The sequence below is a fragment of the Mesorhizobium sp. B2-3-11 genome (assembly GCF_006442215.1).
Classification (GTDB): Bacteria; Pseudomonadota; Alphaproteobacteria; order Rhizobiales; family Rhizobiaceae; genus Mesorhizobium; species Mesorhizobium salmacidum.
In genome coordinates this window covers 1-20,124 of sequence record NZ_VFVS01000017.1, presented here as the reverse complement: position 1 = coordinate 20,124, position 20,124 = coordinate 1, and the positions used below count along the sequence as shown (strand labels likewise).

The 20,124-nt window shown below is 62.6% G+C and carries 17 protein-coding genes and 1 pseudogene; 13 read left to right on the top strand and 5 right to left on the bottom strand.

Annotated features, from left to right (window positions below; translation table 11 throughout):
• Window positions 1-96: 96 nt before the first annotated feature.
• The 8 genes from FJ960_RS21520 (at window position 97) to FJ960_RS21485 (ending at window position 9,368) form a co-directional block, all read left to right on the top strand.
• The gene (locus FJ960_RS21520; RefSeq protein ID WP_140716629.1) at window positions 97-1,137 is read left to right on the top strand and encodes an aromatic ring-hydroxylating dioxygenase subunit alpha; all 1,041 of its coding nucleotides are present in this window, start codon (window positions 97-99) and stop codon (window positions 1,135-1,137) included.
• Window positions 1,134-2,261 (top strand): 2Fe-2S iron-sulfur cluster-binding protein, encoded by a 1,128-nt coding sequence (locus FJ960_RS21515; RefSeq protein ID WP_140716627.1) that lies wholly within the window; start codon window positions 1,134-1,136, stop codon window positions 2,259-2,261. Before FJ960_RS21520 ends, FJ960_RS21515 begins: the two co-directional genes overlap by 4 nt.
• 47 nt (window positions 2,262-2,308) lie before the next feature.
• Entirely contained in the window at window positions 2,309-3,430 is a 1,122-nt protein-coding gene (locus tag FJ960_RS21510; protein ID WP_140716625.1) for an aminotransferase class I/II-fold pyridoxal phosphate-dependent enzyme, read from the top strand.
• Window positions 3,427-4,953, top strand: coding sequence for an FAD-binding oxidoreductase (locus FJ960_RS21505; protein WP_140716623.1), 1,527 nt, complete (start codon window positions 3,427-3,429; stop codon window positions 4,951-4,953). Before FJ960_RS21510 ends, FJ960_RS21505 begins: the two co-directional genes overlap by 4 nt.
• Window positions 4,954-4,975: 22 nt before the next feature.
• Window positions 4,976-6,991, top strand: a complete 2,016-nt coding sequence (locus tag FJ960_RS30170; protein ID WP_140716621.1) for a DUF2817 domain-containing protein — start codon at window positions 4,976-4,978, stop codon at window positions 6,989-6,991.
• Between the two features lie 75 nt (window positions 6,992-7,066).
• Entirely contained in the window at window positions 7,067-7,864 is a 798-nt protein-coding gene (locus FJ960_RS21495) for a transporter substrate-binding domain-containing protein (RefSeq protein WP_140716619.1), read from the top strand.
• 77 nt (window positions 7,865-7,941) lie between these two features.
• Window positions 7,942-8,655, top strand: a complete 714-nt coding sequence (locus tag FJ960_RS21490; RefSeq protein ID WP_181174282.1) for an ABC transporter permease subunit — start codon at window positions 7,942-7,944, stop codon at window positions 8,653-8,655.
• Complete coding sequence (locus tag FJ960_RS21485) at window positions 8,652-9,368, top strand: ABC transporter permease (protein ID WP_140716615.1); 717 nt, start codon at window positions 8,652-8,654, stop codon at window positions 9,366-9,368. Before FJ960_RS21490 ends, FJ960_RS21485 begins: the two co-directional genes overlap by 4 nt.
• A 476-nt stretch (window positions 9,369-9,844) precedes the next feature.
• On the opposite strand, the gene FJ960_RS21480 is transcribed toward FJ960_RS21485, so the two are convergent.
• The 5 genes from FJ960_RS21480 to FJ960_RS21460 form a co-directional block, all read right to left on the bottom strand.
• Window positions 9,845-10,765: an ABC transporter permease gene (locus FJ960_RS21480; protein WP_140503840.1), complete on the bottom strand. Its 921-nt coding sequence runs from the start codon at window positions 10,763-10,765 to the stop codon at window positions 9,845-9,847.
• Between the two features lie 28 nt (window positions 10,766-10,793).
• On the bottom strand, window positions 10,794-11,888 hold the full coding sequence (locus tag FJ960_RS21475; RefSeq protein WP_140716613.1) for an ABC transporter permease: 1,095 nt from the start codon (window positions 11,886-11,888) through the stop codon (window positions 10,794-10,796).
• Window positions 11,872-13,419 carry an ABC transporter ATP-binding protein gene (locus FJ960_RS21470; protein WP_140716611.1) on the bottom strand — a complete coding sequence of 516 codons (1,548 nt, stop codon included), beginning with the start codon at window positions 13,417-13,419 and terminating at the stop codon, window positions 11,872-11,874. Before FJ960_RS21470 ends, FJ960_RS21475 begins: the two co-directional genes overlap by 17 nt.
• A gap of 96 nt (window positions 13,420-13,515) precedes the next feature.
• The gene (locus FJ960_RS21465) at window positions 13,516-14,610 is read right to left on the bottom strand and encodes a BMP family ABC transporter substrate-binding protein (RefSeq protein WP_140716609.1); all 1,095 of its coding nucleotides are present in this window, start codon (window positions 14,608-14,610) and stop codon (window positions 13,516-13,518) included.
• Window positions 14,607-15,434, bottom strand: coding sequence for a GntR family transcriptional regulator (locus FJ960_RS21460; RefSeq protein WP_140503833.1), 828 nt, complete (start codon window positions 15,432-15,434; stop codon window positions 14,607-14,609). The genes FJ960_RS21465 and FJ960_RS21460 overlap by 4 nt, the downstream gene beginning before the upstream one ends.
• Before the next feature lie 240 nt (window positions 15,435-15,674).
• Here FJ960_RS21460 and FJ960_RS21455 point away from each other — a divergent pair, with 240 nt between their 5' ends.
• The 5 genes and pseudogenes from FJ960_RS21455 to FJ960_RS21435 all read left to right on the top strand — a co-directional run.
• Window positions 15,675-16,532, top strand: a complete 858-nt coding sequence (locus FJ960_RS21455; RefSeq protein ID WP_140503832.1) for an aromatic ring-hydroxylating dioxygenase subunit alpha — start codon at window positions 15,675-15,677, stop codon at window positions 16,530-16,532.
• A 33-nt stretch (window positions 16,533-16,565) separates the two neighbouring features.
• Window positions 16,566-17,459 (top strand): aromatic ring-hydroxylating dioxygenase subunit alpha, encoded by an 894-nt coding sequence (locus FJ960_RS21450; RefSeq protein WP_140716607.1) that lies wholly within the window; start codon window positions 16,566-16,568, stop codon window positions 17,457-17,459.
• 22 nt (window positions 17,460-17,481) lie between these two features.
• Window positions 17,482-19,248: a 2Fe-2S iron-sulfur cluster-binding protein gene (locus FJ960_RS21445; RefSeq protein ID WP_140716605.1), complete on the top strand. Its 1,767-nt coding sequence runs from the start codon at window positions 17,482-17,484 to the stop codon at window positions 19,246-19,248.
• A gap of 9 nt (window positions 19,249-19,257) precedes the next feature.
• Window positions 19,258-19,908 (top strand): glutathione S-transferase, encoded by a 651-nt coding sequence (locus FJ960_RS21440; protein WP_140716603.1) that lies wholly within the window; start codon window positions 19,258-19,260, stop codon window positions 19,906-19,908.
• Between the two features lie 58 nt (window positions 19,909-19,966).
• Window positions 19,967-20,124, top strand: a pseudogene (locus tag FJ960_RS21435) (S-(hydroxymethyl)glutathione dehydrogenase); the annotation flags it as partial.

Here is a 20,124-nt window from a genome sequence, read left to right as displayed (position 1 = left end):
TGATTTAGTTTTTCTAAAATAGAACGCAGATGCAAGTCCTATGTCGTCCCGAACTCGCAAGATATTCATTTGGGCTCACAAGCTGGGGAGGACGCCATGTTTCTTCGAAACTGCTGGTACGTTGCCGCATGGGATCATGAGATTGCCGGCCAGCTGGTGCCGATCCGGATCCTTGGCGAGGACATTGTTCTTTACCGCCGTACCGACGGCGTGGTGGCGGCGCTCGAAGACGCCTGTCCGCATCGCAAGCTGCCGCTGTCCATGGGCCGCATCAAGGGCGATACGGTCGAATGCGGTTACCACGGCCTGACCTTCGACAGCACGGGAACCTGCACGCGGGTACCGGGCGCGGAAAAGATACCGCATGTCGCGTGCGTCCGCTCCTATCCGATCGCCGAACGCTACGGACTGCTCTGGATATGGATGGGCGAAGCGGCAAAGGCCGACCCCGCGCTGATTTTCGCCGTCGACCATTGGGGCGATCCGGCATGGGGCGTCAATCGCGGCGAGTCCATGGCGCTCGATTGCAATTACCTCTACATGACCGACAACCTGCTCGACCCCTCGCATGTCTCCTGGGTCCACCAGTCGTCCTTCGGCGGCGTCCAGGCCATGGAGGATGCGCCGCTCGAAACCACCGTCGGCGAGGACGGCGTGACGGTGTGGCGCTGGGTGATCGATGCCGCGCCAGCGCCGTTCTATGCGCCCTTCCTCAAATTCTCCGGCAATTGCGACCGCAAGCAGCACTACGAAGTGCGTTACCCCTCCAACGCGATCATCAAGGCGATTTTCGTGCCGGCCCGCACCGGGGGCGAGGGGAAGCCGCTGCACGAGGACGTGTTCCTCATGGACAGCTACAACTTCATGACGCCGGTCGATGAGAACCAGACGAAATATTACTGGTTCCAGATGCGCAATTTCGCTCCCGCCGATCTGGAGGTGTCGCGCCAGTTCGCCACCTCCGTGCGCGGCGCTTTCGACGAGGACCGCACCGTGCTCAATGCCGTGCACAAAGGCATGGCCAACAAGCGCACACCTAATCTCGATCTCAAGATCGATGTCGGGCCGCTGCGTTTTCGCCGCAACCTGGCCAAGCTGATCGCCAGCGAAAGCCAGCAATTGGTGGCCGCCGAATGAACGCATTCACCGCTCGCGACACCATCGCAAGAAGCGGATTTCGCGACCTGAGGGTGGTTGCGAAGGTGCGCGAAAGCGCCATCATCACGTCGTTCCACATGGAGCCGGTCAATCCAGGGGATTGGCGCGATTTCGAACCGGGCCAGTTCCTAGTATTTAAGATACCCGTGCCGCAGGCGGCCGGCGAAAAGGGATATGTGCTGCGCAACTACAGCGTCTCCTGTTCCCCGGCCGCCAAGGGTCGCTACCGGATCAGCGTAAAGCGTGAAGCGGCACCCGCGCCCGGTCTGCCTGACGGGATAAGCTCATGCTTCCTGCATGACCGGATCGAAGTCGGCGACATACTTCAGGCCGAAGGGCCGCGCGGCGATTTCGTGCTCGACAATGCGAGCAGCCGTCCAGTCGTGCTGCTCAGCGGCGGCGTCGGGCTGACGCCGATGGTGTCGATGCTGCATGCGCTGGCTTCGACGCCGTGCCGCCGTGCCGTCTTCATTCACGCCTGCGAGAACGGCGACGTGCATGCCTTGCGCGACGAGGTCGCGGGCCTTCTCGCGACACGGCCAGGCCTGACCGCGCACTACTGCTACCGATCCCCGTCCGAACGCGACAATGCCGAGCAACACTTCCACAGCGAAGGCATGATTTCAAAGGATGTGCTGCAGCGTCTGCTGCCGATCGACGACTATGATTTCTACCTTTGCGGCCCGCCGCCTTTCATGCAGGCGATCTACGCCATGTTGCGCGAGCTTGGCGTGCCGAAGCACCGCATCGCCTACGAATTCTTCGGCCCGGCGACGGTGCTTGAGCCTGATGCCGTACGAACCCCAGCGGTTGTTGCGCAGACGGCAAGAATCGCGCCGGCAGCCGAGGAGACAACCGTGGAGTTCCGAAAATCTGGCCTCAAGGCTGTCTGGGACGGGTCCGCCGCATCGCTGCTCGACTTTGCCGAGGATCAGGGTCTGGAACCGGAGTTCAGCTGCCGGTCCGGCATCTGTGGCACATGCAAGTCGCGGCTGGTCTCGGGCGACGTCGTCTATTTCGAAGAACCGCTGGACGAGCTTGGGGCAGGCGAAGTGCTGCTGTGCTGCTCGAAGCCGAGCGGATCAATCGTCCTGGATATTTGACAAGATCGCGATGCCGCGTATGCGCGCGGGGAAACGGAAGTCGGAATTTGGAACAGTCGGTCAAACCAGTGTCGAGCCTGCCGCTCAATCCGCATATCGCGGCGTTGCCGCCCTACAATGCCGGCATGAACATTGCGATGGCGCGGGCGCTGAGTGGCCGCCACGACATTGCCCGGCTGGCCAGCAATGAGAACCCCGACGGCTGTTCACCCGCCGTCATGGCCGCATTGGCCTCCTCATCGTTCGAACCTTGGCGCTATGCCGATCCGGCCTGCATGGCGCTGCGGGCAGCGCTTGGCGAGTGGCTGGCGATCGATCTCGGCCTGATCGTTGCCGGCAACGGTTCCGAGGAGATGATCGCCGCCATCTCGCGCGCCGTTCTGGTGCCGGGCGCCTCTGTCGTTACCACAGTGCCGAGCTTCGGCCTGCATGAGATAGAGCCGCTGGCGGCGGGTGCCGCTGTCATCAAGATCGCGATGACACCCGAAATGGGGTTCGATCTTGCTGCGCTCGAAACGGCAATCGCTGCCGGGCCGCGGATCGTTTTCATATCCTCGCCATGGAACCCGGTCGGGCCGGGCCTCGACCATTCCAGCCTGCAACGGCTGATCGGCGCCGTGCAGCCAGGCACGCTTCTTGTCCTCGACGAAGCCTATTTCGAATTTGCCGATCCCGGCGCACCCGACGGCATCAAGGTTCTGCGCGACAGCGGCATCGACCATGTGGTGCTGCGGACATTTTCGAAGGCCTATGGCCTGGCGGGGTTGCGCGTGGGCTATGCCGTCTGTTCGAGCCTCGAACTGGCGCGAGTGATCGCCGCTGCCAAGACGCCGTTCAACGTCAATGCGGCGGCGCAGACCGCAGCCATCGCCGCACTCGCCGACGAAAGCTGGATGAAGGCGTCGGCAGGCCGCGTCAGGGCCGAGCGCGCGCGCACCGCCGCCGCGCTTGCCGGCCTTGGTTTCCGGGTTGCACCGTCGCAGACTAACTTCCTGTTCTTTGACTGCAAGGGCGACAGTTCGAACCTCGCCGCCGGTCTTCTGAAGCAAGGGATCATTGTCAAGGCGTGGCGCGAAGCCGGCTACGAGCACTATCTGCGCGCCACTATCGGGCTGCCGGCTGACAACGACCGGCTGATTGCGGCCGTCCAGGAATTGGTAACGCGATGACCGGCCTCGCGTCTCCAAGGCAAATGAACTCGACCGACCAGGCGGTGCCGCCGTCGGTTATCAACGCGATCCGCGATGTCGTCGGTGCGGCGAATGTGCGTACCGGAGAGGATGCCGGGGCGATCGACCTTGGCTCGAATGGCGCGGATTGTGGCGCCGGCATCGTCGTTGCGCCTTTATCGACCGCCGAAGTCGCGGCGGTGGTGCGCATCTGCCGCCAGAACGAGATCCCGATCGTGCCGCAAGGTGGGCGGACCGGCCTGGTCGGCGGCAGCGTTTCGCGGCCAGGCGAGATCGTCCTTTCGATGATGCGCATGAACCGCATCGAGCGGCTTGATCCCGTCGAACGCGTGGCCGTCGTCGGCGCCGGGGTCACTCTTGAAGCGCTGCAAGAGGCCTCGCGCGAACACCGGCTGGAGCCGGGCGTCGATCTTGCCGCACGCGGCTCGGCGACGATCGGCGGCATGGTGTCCACCAATGCCGGCGGCGTGATGGCTTTTCGCAACGGCGTCATGCGCCACCGCGTGCTTGGCCTCGAGGCCGTTCTGGCCGACGGATCGGTCTATTCCGATCTTACCCGGGTGGTGAAGAATTCCGCCGGCTATGATCTGAAACATCTCTTCATCGGTGCCGAGGGCACGCTCGGCATCGTCACCCGAGTGGCCGTCAAGCTCGATCCTTCACCGCGCGCCACAGCGACCGCGCTTTTCGGGCTGCCATCGGTCGAGGCGGCCCTGCGGACAATTCGGCTGGCGCTTGAATCCGACGCCGGGCATCTGCGCGCGGCCGAGGCAATGTGGACCTCGTATTTCGGCCTGGCCGCCGCCGCGCATGAATGGTCTGAACCCAGCGTGCCGCTCGATCAGCCGCTGTTCCTGCTGCTGTCGCTTGGCGGCGCGCACGAAAATGCACTGCGCGAGGGCTTCGAGCGTATCTATTTGGAGACGGTGCAGCAGTATCCCGAAGCGACCGGCATCATCGCCGACTCGCGGCGGCAGGAAGACGAGCTGTGGCGGCTGCGCGAGGACACCAGCGTGCTCTACCGCGCTCATCCCCAGGCGCCTTCGTTCGACGTGTCTGTGCCATTGTCGGAAATTCCGGCCTATCTCGATAGAATCCTGCCTGGGCTCGCCGCCGTCGAACCGGGTCTTGCACCCTATGTCTTCGGACATCTCGCCGATGGGAACCTGCACATCATCCTCAACCGGAAGGGCCCGCTGGCGCCTGACGTCGCGGAGGCTGTCGAGCGGGTCCTTTATCAACAGCTCCGGGAGATTGGCGGTTCCTTTTCAGCCGAGCACGGTGTTGGGTCAAAACGCATCCATTCCTTGCTGACGACAGCTGACCCGACAAAGCTCGACGCGATGGAGCGGGTGAAACGAGCGCTGGACGAGCAGTCGATCATGAACCCCGACAAGGTGCTTCCCCGCGATGCCTGGTTTGTCCGATCCTCCAGGCCGCCCCTTTCGGGCAATGGGCACCGATTGTCCCTCAACAACGCGAGCGACCTCAACGATGAGTAGCCCCATGCCGCAACCGCAGGGAATGAACGGATTGACCGCAACCACCCGACGTCCCGTGGGATCAACGACGCGCCATGATGAGCCGGCACTAGCCTATCCCGGCGACTTTGCCGCCTTGCGCCAGGGCTTTCGCGAGGCGGCGGAGCGGGCGGGCGCGGAACTGTCTGAGTATGTCCATCCGCTGAACGGACCGGATGGCGAGGCGCTGGCGACAGATGTGGCGCTGCTGGGTCGACGCGATGCGCGCAAGCTGATCGTGATCATCTCGGGCACGCATGGTGTCGAGGGGCCGTTCGGCTCGACCTGCCAGACCGCCTGGCTCGGCCAGAAGAACCTGCGGCGCTTGCCTGACGACACCGCATTCCTAGCCATTCACCTCATCAATCCGTGGGGCACGGCGTGGTCGCGGCGCGTCAACGAAGACAATGTCGACCTCAACCGCAACTTCATCGACTGGTCTTCGAGTCCTCCGGTCAACAACGGCTATGCCGGTCTGCATGACGCCCTGGCATACCGCGAATGGGAAGGGCCGGACCGCATAGCGGCCGACGAGAAGCTGGCCATGGCGCGCAGGAGGCTTGGACATGCCGGGCTGGCGGCGATCGTCGAGGCCGGCCAGTATGAGTTCGCCGACGGGATGTTCTATGGTGGCGGCGGCCCGGTCTGGTCGAACAGGACGCTGAACGAAATCCTGAAGACCTTTGCCCGCGAGGCGCGTCAAGTCATTGTTTTTGATCTGCATACGGGGGCAGGGCCCTACGGCTATCCGGCGCTGCTTTCGGTGGCGAGTTCCGAGCATGCTGGCCTTGCCTGGGGCAAATCCATTTTCGGGCCGGCGCTGTCGACCGTGCTGACCGGCCCGGGCGCCAAGACAGGCACCGGCATCGCTGCGACGGCGACCGGCTATGTCTCCGACGCCGTCCGCAAGGCAATGCCGAACGCGCGCGTGCTGCCGCTTGTGGTCGAATGCGGCACGCTGAACGGCCCGGCCGTCATGGAAGCGGTGCAGGCCGACAACTGGCTGCATCTGTTCGGCAAGCCCGACTCGCCGCTGGGCAAACGGATCCGGGACACGCTGCGCTCTGCCTTCATTCCGGATGATCCGGATTGGCAGCGCGCCTGCCTGTCCAGCAGCCTGCGCCATTTCGACCGCGCGCTGGCGGACCTGAAGGCTGTCGATCTGGATCAGGACGAAGCCATCAAAGGCGAACCGCCGCCGCCCACCATTCGCGCTGGGATTGCCGATCCGGCGCCCGCCGACGAAGCGAAGATCACGACGCCGGCCGTACAGATCGACGAGCTTCACAAGAGCTTCGGCTCGCTTCTGGTGTTGAAGGGCGTCAATCTTACCGCGCATGCCGGCGAAGTCATTTCCATGATCGGCTCGTCAGGCTCGGGCAAGAGCACATTCCTGCGCTGCATCAATCTTCTGGAACAGCCGGACGGCGGCAAGGTCGCCATCGACGGCGAACTCATCAAGATGAAGCCGCTGTCCAACGGCCGTCTTGGCCCGGCCGACATGGCGCAGGTCGAGCGTATCCGCGCGCGCGTCGGCATGGTGTTTCAGAACTTCAATCTATGGCCGCACATGACGGTGGTGGAGAACATCGTCGAAGCGCCCCGGCATGTGCTGAAGGAGCCGCGCGATAAAGCCATCGAACACGCGCACGCCTTGCTGAAGAAGGTCGGGCTCGCCGACAAACATGCCCATTATCCCGGTCAGTTGTCCGGCGGCCAGCAGCAACGGGCGGCGATCGCGCGCACACTGGCGATGCGGCCCAAGGTCATCCTCTTCGATGAGCCGACATCGGCGCTCGATCCCGAGCTGGTCGGCGAGGTGCTGCGGGTGATCCGTCAACTGGCGGAGGAAGGCAACACCATGATCCTCGTGACGCATGAGATGCAGTTCGCGCGCGAGGTCTCCCACAAGGTTCTGTTTCTCCACCAGGGAAAGGTGGAGGAAGAGGGTGCACCAGCGGAGCTGTTCGGCAGCCCGCGCTCGGAGCGTCTGCGCCAATTCCTGGCACGGACACTGTGAGGCAAGCCCGCATCCTCGAAGCGTCCGGTTCGCACCGGACAACGGCAATGAAGATCAACAACAAGGGGAACTGATATGAAACTGAAAGTCTTCACGCTGCTCGCATGTCTGGCGGGAAGTATGGGCAGCGCATTGGCGGCCGAGGGCGAGCTGTCGATTGGTACGGAAGGCGCCTACCCGCCATGGAGCATGTCCGACGCCAATGGCAACGTGACCGGTTTCGACGCCGATGTCGGCGCATTGCTGTGCACCAAACTCGCGGTGACCTGCCATTTCGTCGTACAGGCGTTCGACGGTTTGATCCCGGCGCTGAAGGCCAAGCGCTTCGATGTCATCATCTCGGGCATGTCGATCACTGCCGACCGCAAGAAGGAGATCAATTTCAGCGTCGGCTATGCCGAACTGGCCAACATGTTCGTCGCGGCCAAGGGTTCTGATCTGGCCGCCATCACCGATGTCGACACCCTGCTGAAATCGCTCGATGGCAAGAAGGTCGGCGTGCAGGCCGGCACCACGCACGCGCACTTTCTTGAGAAGCGTGCGCCGAATGCCGACCTGAAAACCTACGACACACTCGACCAGATGCAGATCGACCTTGCGAGCGGCCGGATCGATACGGCTTTCGCCGATCAATCCGCCTTGCAGGATTTTCTGGACAAGCCGGATGGCAAGAACTTCCAACTCATAGGTGTTGAGATCAAGAGCACGTTCGACCCGACGCTTGGCGAAGGCATCGGCGTCGGCATCGCGCAGGATAACACCGAACTCAAGGCCAAGATCGACAAGGCGCTTTGCGAGTTGATCGCGGACGGCTCGGTCGGCAAGGCCAGCCAGAAATGGTTCAAGACGGACATTTCCCGGCCCTGCAAATAACGCCTTGGAATTCTGGCATGCGCCCGGACAGCCGGGCGCATGCGTCTCATTGGCACGACAGACTTAGGGCAACTCAGATGGAATTCGGTCTTTGGCAGGTTTGGGAAGCGGGTTGGGTGACCGCCATCCTGCGTGGCGCGTCGATCACAATCCTTGTGGGTTTCGTCAGTATGGCGGCCGGTCTGGTGATCGGCATCGTCTGCGGGCTGATCAAATGGGCCCGAATATTCCCGCTTTCGCTGCTCGTTGATGCCTATACCTCGCTGGTGCGCGGGGTGCCCGAACTTCTCATCATCTACCTCCTGTTTTTCAGCTCGGTTGAATTCGTAACCAAGGTCATGACCGCGTTCGGCTATGCCGGTGTCGCGGAGAGCGGCTATGCGTTCGTCATCGCGGTTATCGCCATCGGCGCGATCTCCGGCGCCTATTCGACCGAGGTCGTGCGCGGGGCTCTGGGCGCGATCCCCGATGGGCATATCGAGGCCGCTCGCGCGCTGGGACTATCGGGCGCTCGGATCTTTCGCCGCATCATCGCCCCGCAGATGCTGCGCATCGCGGTTCCCGGCATCAACAATGTCTGGCAGACGACGATCAAGGACACCGCCTTGGTTTCTGTGGTCGGCCTTCAGGAGTTGATGCGCATTTCCTTCATCGGCGCGAACTCCACCCGCCACCCGTTCATCTTCTACCTGATTGCGGCGGTGGTTTATCTCGCCATCACGCTTGTAAGCCAGGCCGGCTTCGACAGGATCGAACGCCTGCTCAGGCTACGGACGAGAAAAGCAGTATGATAGACCTCATCCAGCTTGCAGTTCCCGTTCTGCTCAAGGGCCTATGGGTCACAGCCGCGCTGACCTTCGTTTCGGTGCTGATCGGCTTCAATCTCGGTCTCGGACTGGCGCTTATGCGGCTGTCGTCGAACTGGCTCCTGTCGGGCTTCGCCAAATATTACAGCAATGTCTTTCGCGGGACTCCGCTGCTGGTGCAGATCTTCCTGTTTTACTACGGGCTCGGCCAGCTTTCCCTGATCAAGGACAACGCGACTTTGTGGTGGGTGATCAGCGACGGATCGCATTGCGCCGTCCTGGCGCTCGCCCTGAATACGGCTGCCTACACATCCGAGATCCTGCGCGGCGGATTGATGTCGGTTCCGGTTGGTCTCGTCGAGGCGGCTCAGGCGTGCGGCATGTCGCGCATGCTGCGGTTCCGCCGCATCGAGTTCCCGCTCGCCATCCGCCAGGCACTGCCGGCCTATGGCAATGAGCTTATCCTTGTCGTAAAGGGAACCAGCCTTGCCTCGACGATCACGGTGCTCGAAATCACTGGCTACGCCAAGCGGCTGATGAGCCAGACTTTCGCGATCTTCGAGATATTCGCCATTGCCGGGGTGCTCTACCTAGTGATCAACCTGCTGCTGATCGCGATTATCCGTTCCATAGAGCGTTTTCTAATGAGGCATGAGTCCTCCTCTAGCCAGAAATCGACCGCACTCAAATCGATCTGACGTGGTTTCATGACGCGTCTGGTGCTCGTTCTTCGCGATCAGGCCGCCTTCGTCAACCTTGGCGGGCAAGCATGGCGGAGAAGCCACCATAGCTGTGGCGCTGACAGCTATATTAGGCGCTTCTTCTTTCGCACTGCCGACGATTGGGCGAGCGTGGCGAGTCAAAGACCCACGCAAGAACTATGAGAGCCTCAGCAGATTCCACCGACCCTCGGATCGGTATGCGCAATGGTTTCGTGCGCATCTCATCTGGGGCGAACCAGTGCCGATGATATCGATGGCGCCGAACACAGCTGTTTCAATAGGTTAGTGGTTTGTGGTACCGGGAGAGCGCTACCGCCTTCCCCACACTCATCGAGCCGTCCATTCCGGCTTCGCTGCTACCGCTGAGCACCTAGCCTGGCCACTTCGATGGGCGCGTGCGGCAAAGGTCGGCAACGAGTGCAAAGACAGATTTTGAACCCGACATCCCTGGCTCATCTCGTCGGGCGGAAGGGCTTTGCCAGCGAGGCCGGGAAATGCAGGGCCAGCATCTGACGGTTCCTGGAGATCAGCACAAGGACCATGATGGTCGCCAGATAAGGCAGGGCCGACAACAGTTCGGACGGTACCTCCAGCCCCAGCGCCTGTCCTTGCAGCTGAAGGATCGTCATGCCGCCGAACAGCCAGGCGCCAAGCAGGATGCGCAGCGGCCGCCAGGTGGCGAAGACCACCAGCGCCAGCGCGATCCAGCCCTTGCCGGCGGTCATGTTCTCGACCCATAGCGGCGTATAGGCAACCGACAAATAGGCGCCTGCCAGACCCGCCATCAGCCCGCCGAACAGCACGGCCATGTAGCGGATCCTGATCACGGGGTAGCCGATCGCATGCGATGTCTGCGGCGACTCGCCAATCGTGCGCAGAACCAGGCCGGCTTTGGTCCGGTAGAGGAACCAGCTTATAGCGCCGAACATCAGCAGGGCCAGATAGACCATCGGATCGAAGCGGAACAGCAGCGGGCCGATCAGCGGCAAATCGGACAGCATAGGGATGTCGACGCGGTGCAGCGCCTCGATCGGTTCGCTGCCGAAGCCGCGCCCAAGGAAGGCCGAGACGCCCGAGCCGAAGATCGCCAGCGCCAGGCCGGCGGCATATTGATTGGTCAGGAAAGTCAGCGCCAGGACGCCGAACAGCAGCGAGGCGGCAGCACCGGCCAGCGCGCCGGCCAGGATCGCGGCAGGCATGGAATAGCCCGCGGTGACCGCCCAGAAAGCAAGGGCAGCGCCCATCAGCATCATGCCTTCGATACCGAGATTGAGAACGCCGGATTTCTCGACCACGAGTTCGCCGAGCGCGGCGAAGATCAGCGGTGTGGCGGCGATGACGGTGCCGGTGAAAATGGCAATGAACAGATCCATCAGGCTGTCTCCCCTGTCCGAAAGCTGCTCATCGTGCCGTCTCTAGCGCATGCGTGTCCCGGACGGGTCTTACCAGGCGAACGCGATAGAAGATGAAGAGGTCTGCGGCGAGCAGGAAGAACAGCAGGATGCCCTGGAAGATGCGTGTCAGCGCTGACGGCAGGCCGAGCGTCATCTGCACACCTTCGCCGCCCAGGAAAAGCAGCGACATCAACAGCCCGCCAAGCACGATGCCGAAGGCGTTCAGCCGTCCGATGAAGGCAACGATGATGGCCGCGAAACCGTAGCCTGGCGAAATCTGCGGCGAAAGCTGCCCAAGCGGCCCTGCGGCCTCCGCCATGCCGGCGATGCCGGCCGCCGCACCCCCCGCCAGCATTCCGATCCACACCGCCGCCGATTCGCGGAAGCCGGCATAGCGGGCGGCTAGCGGTGCGGCCCCGCTTACCGACATCTTGTAGCCGAGAAAGCTGCGGTCGGTGAACAGCCACATCAGGAATACGGCGACGACGGTGATGAAGATCGAGGAATTAAGCCGGTAGGCCGAGTCGAAGGACCCAAACAGCGCCGCCGTCGGCAGAAGCGCGGTCTGCGGGTAGTTGAAGCCGGCCGGATCGCGCCAGGGTCCATGCACGAGATAGGACAGGAACAGCGTGGCGATATAGGTCATCATCAGCGTGACGAGGATTTCGTTGGTGTTCATGCGGGCGCGCAGGAAAGCGGGGATCGCCGCCCAAGCCATGCCGGCGCCCATGCCGGCGAGAAACATCAGCGGCAACAGAAGCACGCTTTCGGGGTCCGGCCAGAAAAGCCCGACGCCGCTGGCGGCAATCGCACCCATAGTGAACTGGCCCTCGGCGCCGATGTTCCAGACGTTGGCGCGAAAGCCGACCGCCAGCCCGCAGGCGATCAGGATCAGCGGCGAGGCCTTGAGCAGCCATTCGGACAGGCCGTTCATCGAGGAGAGCGGCTCGATGAAGAAGGCATTGAGGGTCGCCAGCGGATCGTGTCCGAGCGATGCGAAGAAAATCGATCCGACGACAACCGTCAACAGTGTTGCCAGTGCTGGCGCGGCGATGCGCATCAGCGAGGAAGGCTCCGGTCTTTGTTCAATCCTGAAGCGCATCGTTGCCGACCCCATTCGCCAATACGCCGTCACGCATGCCGCGGCCCGTCATCAGAAGTCCGATCTCCTCGCGATCGGTCGTCTTGCGCGCCAGCGGCGGGGAGACCTTCCCCTGGCAGATCACCAGCAGCCGATCACAGATCTCGAACAACTCGTCTAGTTCTTCCGAGATGACGAGCACCGCCGCGCCGGCACGACTGAGGTCGACGATGGTCTGCCGGATGAAGGCGCTCGCGCCGACATCGACCCCCCAGGTCGGCTGAGATACGAGGAAGAGCTTCGGCTGGAGCGCGATCTCGCGCCCGACAATGAATTTCTGCAGATTGCCGCCGGACAGGCTTTGCGCGGTTGCGTGCGCCCCGTTGGCCTTGACCTTGAATTTTTCGATGATGCCCTTGGCGAAGGTCTTGGCCCTGCGCCGGTCGACCAGCCCGTTGCGCACCGTGCCGAAGCGGTGCGCGGTCAGCACCGCATTTTCCCACAAGGTGTGCGACGGCACGGCGCCGCGTCCGAGCCGCTCTTCGGGAACGAAGGCGACGCCGAGCTTGCGCCGTTCCTGTGGGCGAAGACGGGCTGCGGCCGTTCCGCAAATCCGGATGGCGTCGTTGCGCTCATGCGTGCGCTCGCCGCTCAGCAGGGCGATCAGTTCGGCCTGGCCATTGCCGGAAACGCCGGCCAGGCCGACGATCTCACCGCCATGCACGTTGAACGACACGTTCTTCAGGTCGACGCCGAAATGATCCCGGGCCTTCACTGTAAGGCGGTTGACCTCGAGCACTGGCCTGTCGCTCGGCGCCGGCGGGCCGACATGCATTTCGGGCAGTTTCGAGCCCACCATCATGCGGGCAAGCTCCAGCGACGTCGTCTCCTTCGGGCGCGCGGTGCCGGTGATCTTGCCGTTGCGCAGCACGGTGGCGGTGTCGCAAAGCTCCTGCACCTCATCAAGCTTATGGCTGATATAGACGATGCTGCAGCCTTCGCTGGCCAGCTGCCGGAGCGTTTCAAACAGTTTCATCACCGCTTGCGGCGTCAACACCGAGGTCGGCTCGTCCAGGATCAGCAGTTTCGGCGCCTGCAGCAGGCAGCGCACGATCTCGACGCGCTGGCGTTCGCCGACCGACAGGTCATGCACCTGGCGATGTGGATCGATGGGCATCCCGTAGCGACGCGACAGCTCGCGGATCCTGTTGGCGAGCGAAGGCAGATGGAAGGTGCTGCTGGCCGAGAGCGCTATGTTCTCGACCACTGAAACGGACTCGAACAGCGCGAAATGCTGGTAGACCATTTCGATGCCAAGCGCGCGGGACATCGCCGGGTTATGCGTGGCGATCGGATTGCCGTCGCAGTAGATTTCGCCCGAATCGGCTTGCGCGGCTCCATAGATGATTTTCATCAAAGTGGATTTGCCTGCGCCGTTTTCGCCCAGCACGGCATGGATCTCGCCCGGCTGGATCGACAGCGAAACATCGTCATTGGCGACGACCCCGGGATAGCGTTTGCAAATATTGCGCAGTTCTAGACGCGGGTGCATGGCGAGTCCTGCCGTGGCATTGGGCGAGGTGGGACGATGCGCAAACGGGCAGGCGCCGAAGCATGAAGCTTCAGCGCCGCCCGGCCTGGGTGACGATCAGCTTAGCCTGCCGATCATCCCCTTCACGAACCAGTTCATGCCGCGAATGTCGTCGTCGGCCAGAACCGATCCGGCGGCAACCTTGACGTTACCGTCCTGGTCCTTCAGCTCGCCGGCATAGGGGTGCACCTTGCCACTGCCGATGTCGGCCTCGAGCTGCTTGAGCTTGGCGCGGGCGTCGGCGGGGATGCCTTCATTGTAGGGTGCCATTTTCACCACGCCGGCAGCCAGTCCATCCCAGCGCACTTCCGGCTTCCAGGTGCCGGCGGCGACCGCCTTGGCGGCGCCGACATAGTCGCTGGTCCAGTCGAGAACGAAGGAGGTCAGCTGCTTGCCCGAGGCGAATTTCGACATGTCGCTGGCGTAGCCGATCGACCAGGCGCCGCCATCACCGGCGACTTGCACGCCGGTGGCGGTGTCGGTCATCGAGCAGACGACGTCGCAGCCTTGCGAGATCAGCGTCTTGGCCGCCTCCTTCTCCTTGCCGGGATCGAACCAGGAATTCAGGAAGATGGCATTGCAGGTGGCATTCGGATTGACGCTTTGCGCGCCAAGCAGCAGCGCATTGGCCGGTCCGACGATGTCGGGGATCGGAAAGCCGCCGATGAAACCGATCTTGCCCGATTTCGACATGGTGCCGCCCGCCGCGCCGGCGACGAAGGTGCCTTCGTAATATTTGGCTTCGAAGGTTCCCAGATTGGCGAGGTGGACGATGCCTGAGCAGTGTTCGAATGCCACCTTGGGAAATCGCGGCGCCACCTTCTGCATCGGCGTTCCGTGCGAAAAGCTTGTGCCGAAGATCAGCCTGTTGCCGGCGCTGGCCAGTTCGCGGAAGACGCGCTCGGCGTCCTGCGGCATGAAAATATTGTCGATGACGGTGAGCTCGACCTTGTCACCGAACTCGGCCTTGATGGCATCGACCCCGAGGCTGTGCTGCTTGGTCCAGCCGATCTCAGCGACCGGCGAGACATAGACGGCACCGATCTTCAGCACCTCCTGCGCCCGCGCGATAGTGCTTAGTCCTCCCGAGCCAAGGGCCGCACCGGCCGCGCCGCTGTATTTCAGGAATTCGCGTCTGGTTAAATTGTTCATGATGATAACCCTCTGTTGGTTTTTTTTGTCGATGCCCGGCTTGTCGGTGCCTGGTCTGTTCCGGGGAGGAGATGGAGATGCATTGCCGCGTCGCCATCGCCGGATGTCTTCGGCGACCTTCGCAGCGGAACGGCTGCCGCCTTGTCGCCGTCGAGATAGGGAGCGAGCGCCTCGGCTGGCGTCATCTCGGGAAACACCTCGCGATCCATGATGTAGCCGCGCACCACGGTGCGATGGTGGGTGTCGATCAGATCCATCGCCTGCTTTAGGCGGCCTTTTTCGAGGAGGTCGACGACCCGCGAGTGGTCGTCGAGCAGGTTGCAGTAGTCGAAATCGGCGGTGATGAGCGAGCGCAGCAGCGTGGTGCGGCGCACGAGCTGCGCATGGATTTCCTGCATCACCTTGTTGCGGCTGAGCCGCACGAACACGGTGTGGAATTCCTGTCCGAGCACGTCGGCGAGCGCATCATTGCCGGCGGCGACAGCCTGGCGCTGCCGCTCGACATGCTGGCGCAGTTCGGCCCAGCCTGCCGGCCCCAGGCGATCGCTGAGCTGGGCCGCCACGCCCTGTTCGACGAGCGTCAGCGCGTCGTAGATCTCCATCGCTTCCTGCATGCTCGGTTTGGCGACGAAGGCGCCGCGATTGCGCTCGATCTGGGCCAGCCCGTCATCCGCGAGCCTTATCAGCGCCTGACGCACCACGATGCGGCTGACGTCGAATATCTCGGCCAGTTCCCGTTCGCCGAGTTTGCAGCCCGGCACGAGCCGATGATCGATAATGGCGCGCGTCAAAGTGTCGGCGATCGTTTGGGAACGCCCACTCACGGCATTGCTCTCCGCCACTTCCAGGACATGATCAGCAGGCTCCCACAGTGAGCCGGGACGCAACATATTCCCGGATTCAGAATTTCATGCATCGGAATGCAATCGAGGAAATCTGTCAACACAAAAAACGAATTTGGCCGACAAAAAATTATTGATTGATATCCAATCTTGTGGTTTCGTGATCTCGAAACGCCGGGCTAGGTTCATGGTGAAGGGCTAGCCGAGTTGGGAGGGAAGCCGATGGCAACCCGCTGCGTCGATCGCGAGCTTCTGAACGACTGGCATGTTGTCGCCGACCAGGAATCGCTCAGCCAGGATACGCCATTTCCGACACGTCTGCTGGGGGCCGACCTCGTGGTGCGCAGGCGTCGCGACAGGACTGAGGTCGTGCGCTCCGATACCGGCTCCGTGCTGAGGAGCGCTGAGCGCTACGGCTTCATCTGGGCATGTCTCGACAAGCCTTGGCGCGACATCATCTACATTCCCGAGGCCAACGAGGCCGACCGCCATCTCGTCAGTGGCGGGTCGATCGCGGTCAAGGTGTCCGGCCTTCGGGCCGTCGAGAATTTTCTGGACATGGGTCATTTCCCCTTCATCCACACCGGCTGGCTTGGCGAAGAGCCGCATACGGAAGTGGCCCCCTACAAGGTGGAAATCACCGCTCAGGACGAGGTGCTGGCGACCGAATGTAAATTCTATCAGCCCATCGCCTCGCCGACCGCCAAGGAAGGATTTGTCGTCGACTACATCTATAAGGTGATCCGGCCCTATACGGTGGCGCTTTACAAGAGCAATCCGATCCAGAAGCATCGGCTCGACGTCATCACCCTGTTCGTGCAGCCGGTCGACGAGGAAAACTGCATCGCCCATCCCTACCTCTGCTATCTCAAGGAAGGTATGGAGGCGGCGACGGTTCGCAGCTTCATGCAGCTCATCTTCGGCCAGGACAAACCGATCCTGGAGAACCAGATGCCGAAGCGCCTGCCGCTCGATCCGCGCGCCGAGACACCGATCCGCGCCGACGCCGTCTCGATTTCCTACCGACGCTGGCTGCGTGACCGGGCCGTCACCTACGGCGCTATACCGGCGCAAATCTGATTTGGGCGCCCTGGCGGCATTGAAGAGGGTAATATGATGACAAAATGCTCGGATCCGGTGATCCTCAATCTCTGGCACCCCGTAGGCGCGATCGCCGAACTCGCTCCCGGAGCCTTCCAGGAAACGGTTCTGCTGGAGGAGCGCCTAAGCTTTGCCGTCGATGCCGATGGAGAGCCCGTCGTCTGGCGATCGCGGCAGGATATGCACCGGGCCGACCAGGTTCCGGCTGCCGACCGGCTGCCGGCAAGGAGCGCCTACGGCTATGTCTGGACCTCGCTCGGCTCGCCGCCGGCCGATCTTTTCCCGATCCCGGAATATGGCGAACCCGATCGTCGCAAGCTCAATGCAGCCACGTTCGGCGTCAACGTCTCGGCGCCCCGCGCCATCGAGAATTTTCTCGACATGGGCCACTTTCCTTATGTCCACACCGATATTCTCGGCGTCGAGCCGCACACCGAGGTCAAGGAGTACGATGTCGAGATCTCCGTCGACCGCGACGAGATCCTGGCGACGCGTTGCCGCTTCTTCCAGCCGATGGCTTCGACCGCTTCCGACGGTGGCGCGGACGTGGATTACGTCTATCGCGTGCCGCATCCCTATTGCTCGGTGCTCTACAAATCGAGCCCGGTCGACGAGGCCCGGCGTGATGTGATCGCCATCTTCCTGCAGCCGGTCGACCAGGAGCACGTGCGCGCACACATGCTGCTTTGCGTGCTCGACGAAGATAATGAAGACAAGGTGATCAAGCGCTTCCAGCAGACGATCTTCGGCCAGGACAAGCCCATCCTGGAAAACCAGGTGCCAAAGCGCCTGCCGCTCGATCCGCGCTCGGAAACACCCATCCGGGCCGACAAGTCGGCCATCGCCTACCGGCGTTGGCTGAGCCAGAAGGGCGTGACCTACGGGGTCATTCCGGTTGCGGCCTGACGAGATTTTTTGGAGACGATTGATGTTGGAAGAAGCCAGAAGCCGTTGGCATCCGATTGCCGCTGCCCATGATTTGCCGTTCCGCCATGTCTTCCATGGCCAATTGCTCGGCCGGGAATTCGCCGTTTGGCGGGCCGATGACGGCTACGTCAACATCTGGGAAAACCGCTGCCTGCATCGCGGCGTCAGGCTATCGATCGGCATCAATGACGGGCGCGAGCTTAAGTGCCAATATCATGGCTGGCGCTATTCGAACCGCACGGCCGGCTGCACCTATATCCCCGCGCACCCCGCCGATGCACCGGCCCGCACCATCACCAACCGGACCTTCCCGGCGGTGGAGCGCTATGGCCTTGTCTGGTCGTCCGAGGAGCCTCGGGGTGAGGTCCCCGATGTCACCGGGCTGACCGAGAGCAAGCTGCTGGTCTTGCGCGGAATCCCGGTCAACGCACCGGCCGGCAAGGTCGTGAAAAGACTGAGGGCCTATCGTTTCCAGCCCAGCGCCGCCGTCGAAGGCGAAGGTGCCGAGACCGTGGTCGAAGCTGCGCAGGATTTCGTGGTGGCGCTGCGCTCGGCGGACGGCGGCGCGCAGACGCAAGGGGTCTTCTTCGTCCAGCCGGTCGATTCCAACCGTTCGGTCATCCGCGGCGTGCTCGATGAGGATGCAGAAGGGGCGGCGCGCATCGCCATCCTGCGCTACCACAATGAAAGGCTGTCGAAGCTGCGCGACGAGGCGGAGCGCGAGGCGGCCACCGCGCAGGCGCCGGCGCCGATCGAACCGGTTTACGAAAGGGTGTCCACCGAACTCGCCGAAATGCCTGAAGCGAGCACGCATGCCCGTAAGGCGGCACTGCGCGTCACGGTGGCGAGGAAATGGCAAGCGGCCGACGGCGTTGCCGGTTTCGAGCTTCGCCCGATCAAAGGCATCCTGCCCACCTTCCAGCCCGGTGCGCACATCGACGTGCACATGCCCAATGGCGAGATCAGGCAGTATTCGATCACCAACGGTCCTGGCGAAACCGACAGCTTCGTCATCGGCGTCAAGCTGGAGCGCGATTCCAAGGGCGGTTCGAAATGCATGCACGAAACCGTGCGCGAAGGCGACGTGCTGGCGATTTCCGAGCCGCGCAATAATTTCCCGCTGCGCCGCGATGCGATCAAGACGCTGTTCGTAGCCGGCGGCATCGGCATCACGCCGTTGTTGGCCATGGCGCAGGCGCTGAAGAACCAGGAACTGACGCACGAGCTTCACTATTTCGCGCAGGGCGAAGAACACCTCGCTTTCTCTGATCGGCTGAAGCATCTCGGCGATGCACTCAAGCCGCATCTCGCGCTATCGCCGGACGCGACCGGAGCCGAGCTGCGGCAGATCCTCGCCGGTTACCGGAATGGGATGCATCTCTATATCTGCGGACCCGGACCGATGCTGGAGGCGGCGCGAAAGATCGCGGCCGAGCAGGGCTGGCCGGAGAGCGCGGTACATTTCGAGTACTTCAAGAACGCCAACAAGATCGATGACAGTTCGAGCTTCGAGATCGTCTTGGCGCGTTCGTGCGTCACGCTCCAGGTGCCTGCCGGCAAGACGATTATGCAGGTGATGCGCGAGAACGGCATCGATGTGCCGTCGTCCTGCGAGCAAGGCGCCTGCGGCACCTGCGTGGCGACGGTGATCGAAGGCGAGCCGGACCACCAGGACGTCTATCTCAACGATGCCGAGCGGAAAGCCGGCACCAGAATCATGACCTGCGTGTCGCGGGCCAAATCGGCGCGCCTCGTGCTGGATACCTAGGAGCAGCCGATGATCACGCTTTACGACTACGAACTGTCGGGCAATTGCTACAAGCTGCGTTTGCTGATGAGCTTCCTCGGCGTCGACTACAAGACGGTCCCGGTCGATTTCTATCCCGGCCGCGAACACAAATCGGAATGGTTCCTGAGGCTCAATCCGCTCGGGCAGTTGCCGGTCATCGACGATGACGGGCTGGTGCTGCGCGACGCCCAGGCGATCCTGGTCTACCTCGCATCGAAATACGATCCGTCCGGCACCTGGTACCCGCGAGACAATCCGGACTTGCTTGGCGAAGTCAGCCAGTGGTTGGCTTTTGCCGACGGTATCACCGCAACGGCGTCTGCCGCCCGCCTGCACGATGGGCTGTTCTACGATTTCGACATCGATGCGGCGCGCGCCGGCGCGCACCGGCTATTCCGTATCCTCGACGAGCATCTGTGGTTCGGCGAACAGCAGGGGCGCGGCTGGATCTGTCCTGCCGATCATCCGACCATCGCCGACATCGCTTGCTTTCCCTACATCATGCTGTCGGAGGAGGGTGGCATTCCGCGTCAGGACTATCCGGCTATGCGGCGCTGGTGCGATCGCGTCAAGCGCATCAAGGGTTTTACCGTCATGTCGGGCGTGTTTCCTGCGGGACCGGCCAAGGCTGCCGCATAATTAATTTTTAATCGTATAGCCGGGCGATCGTCTCGGCGGGCAAGTTTGGGAGAGAGAAATGAAAACCCGCGCCGCTGTTGCTGTCGCCGCCGGAAAGCCGCTGGAGATCATGGAGGTCGACCTCGACGGCCCGCGCGAGGGCGAGGTGCTGGTCGAAATCAAGGCGACCGGCATCTGCCACACCGACGAGTTCACGCTGTCAGGCGCCGACCCCGA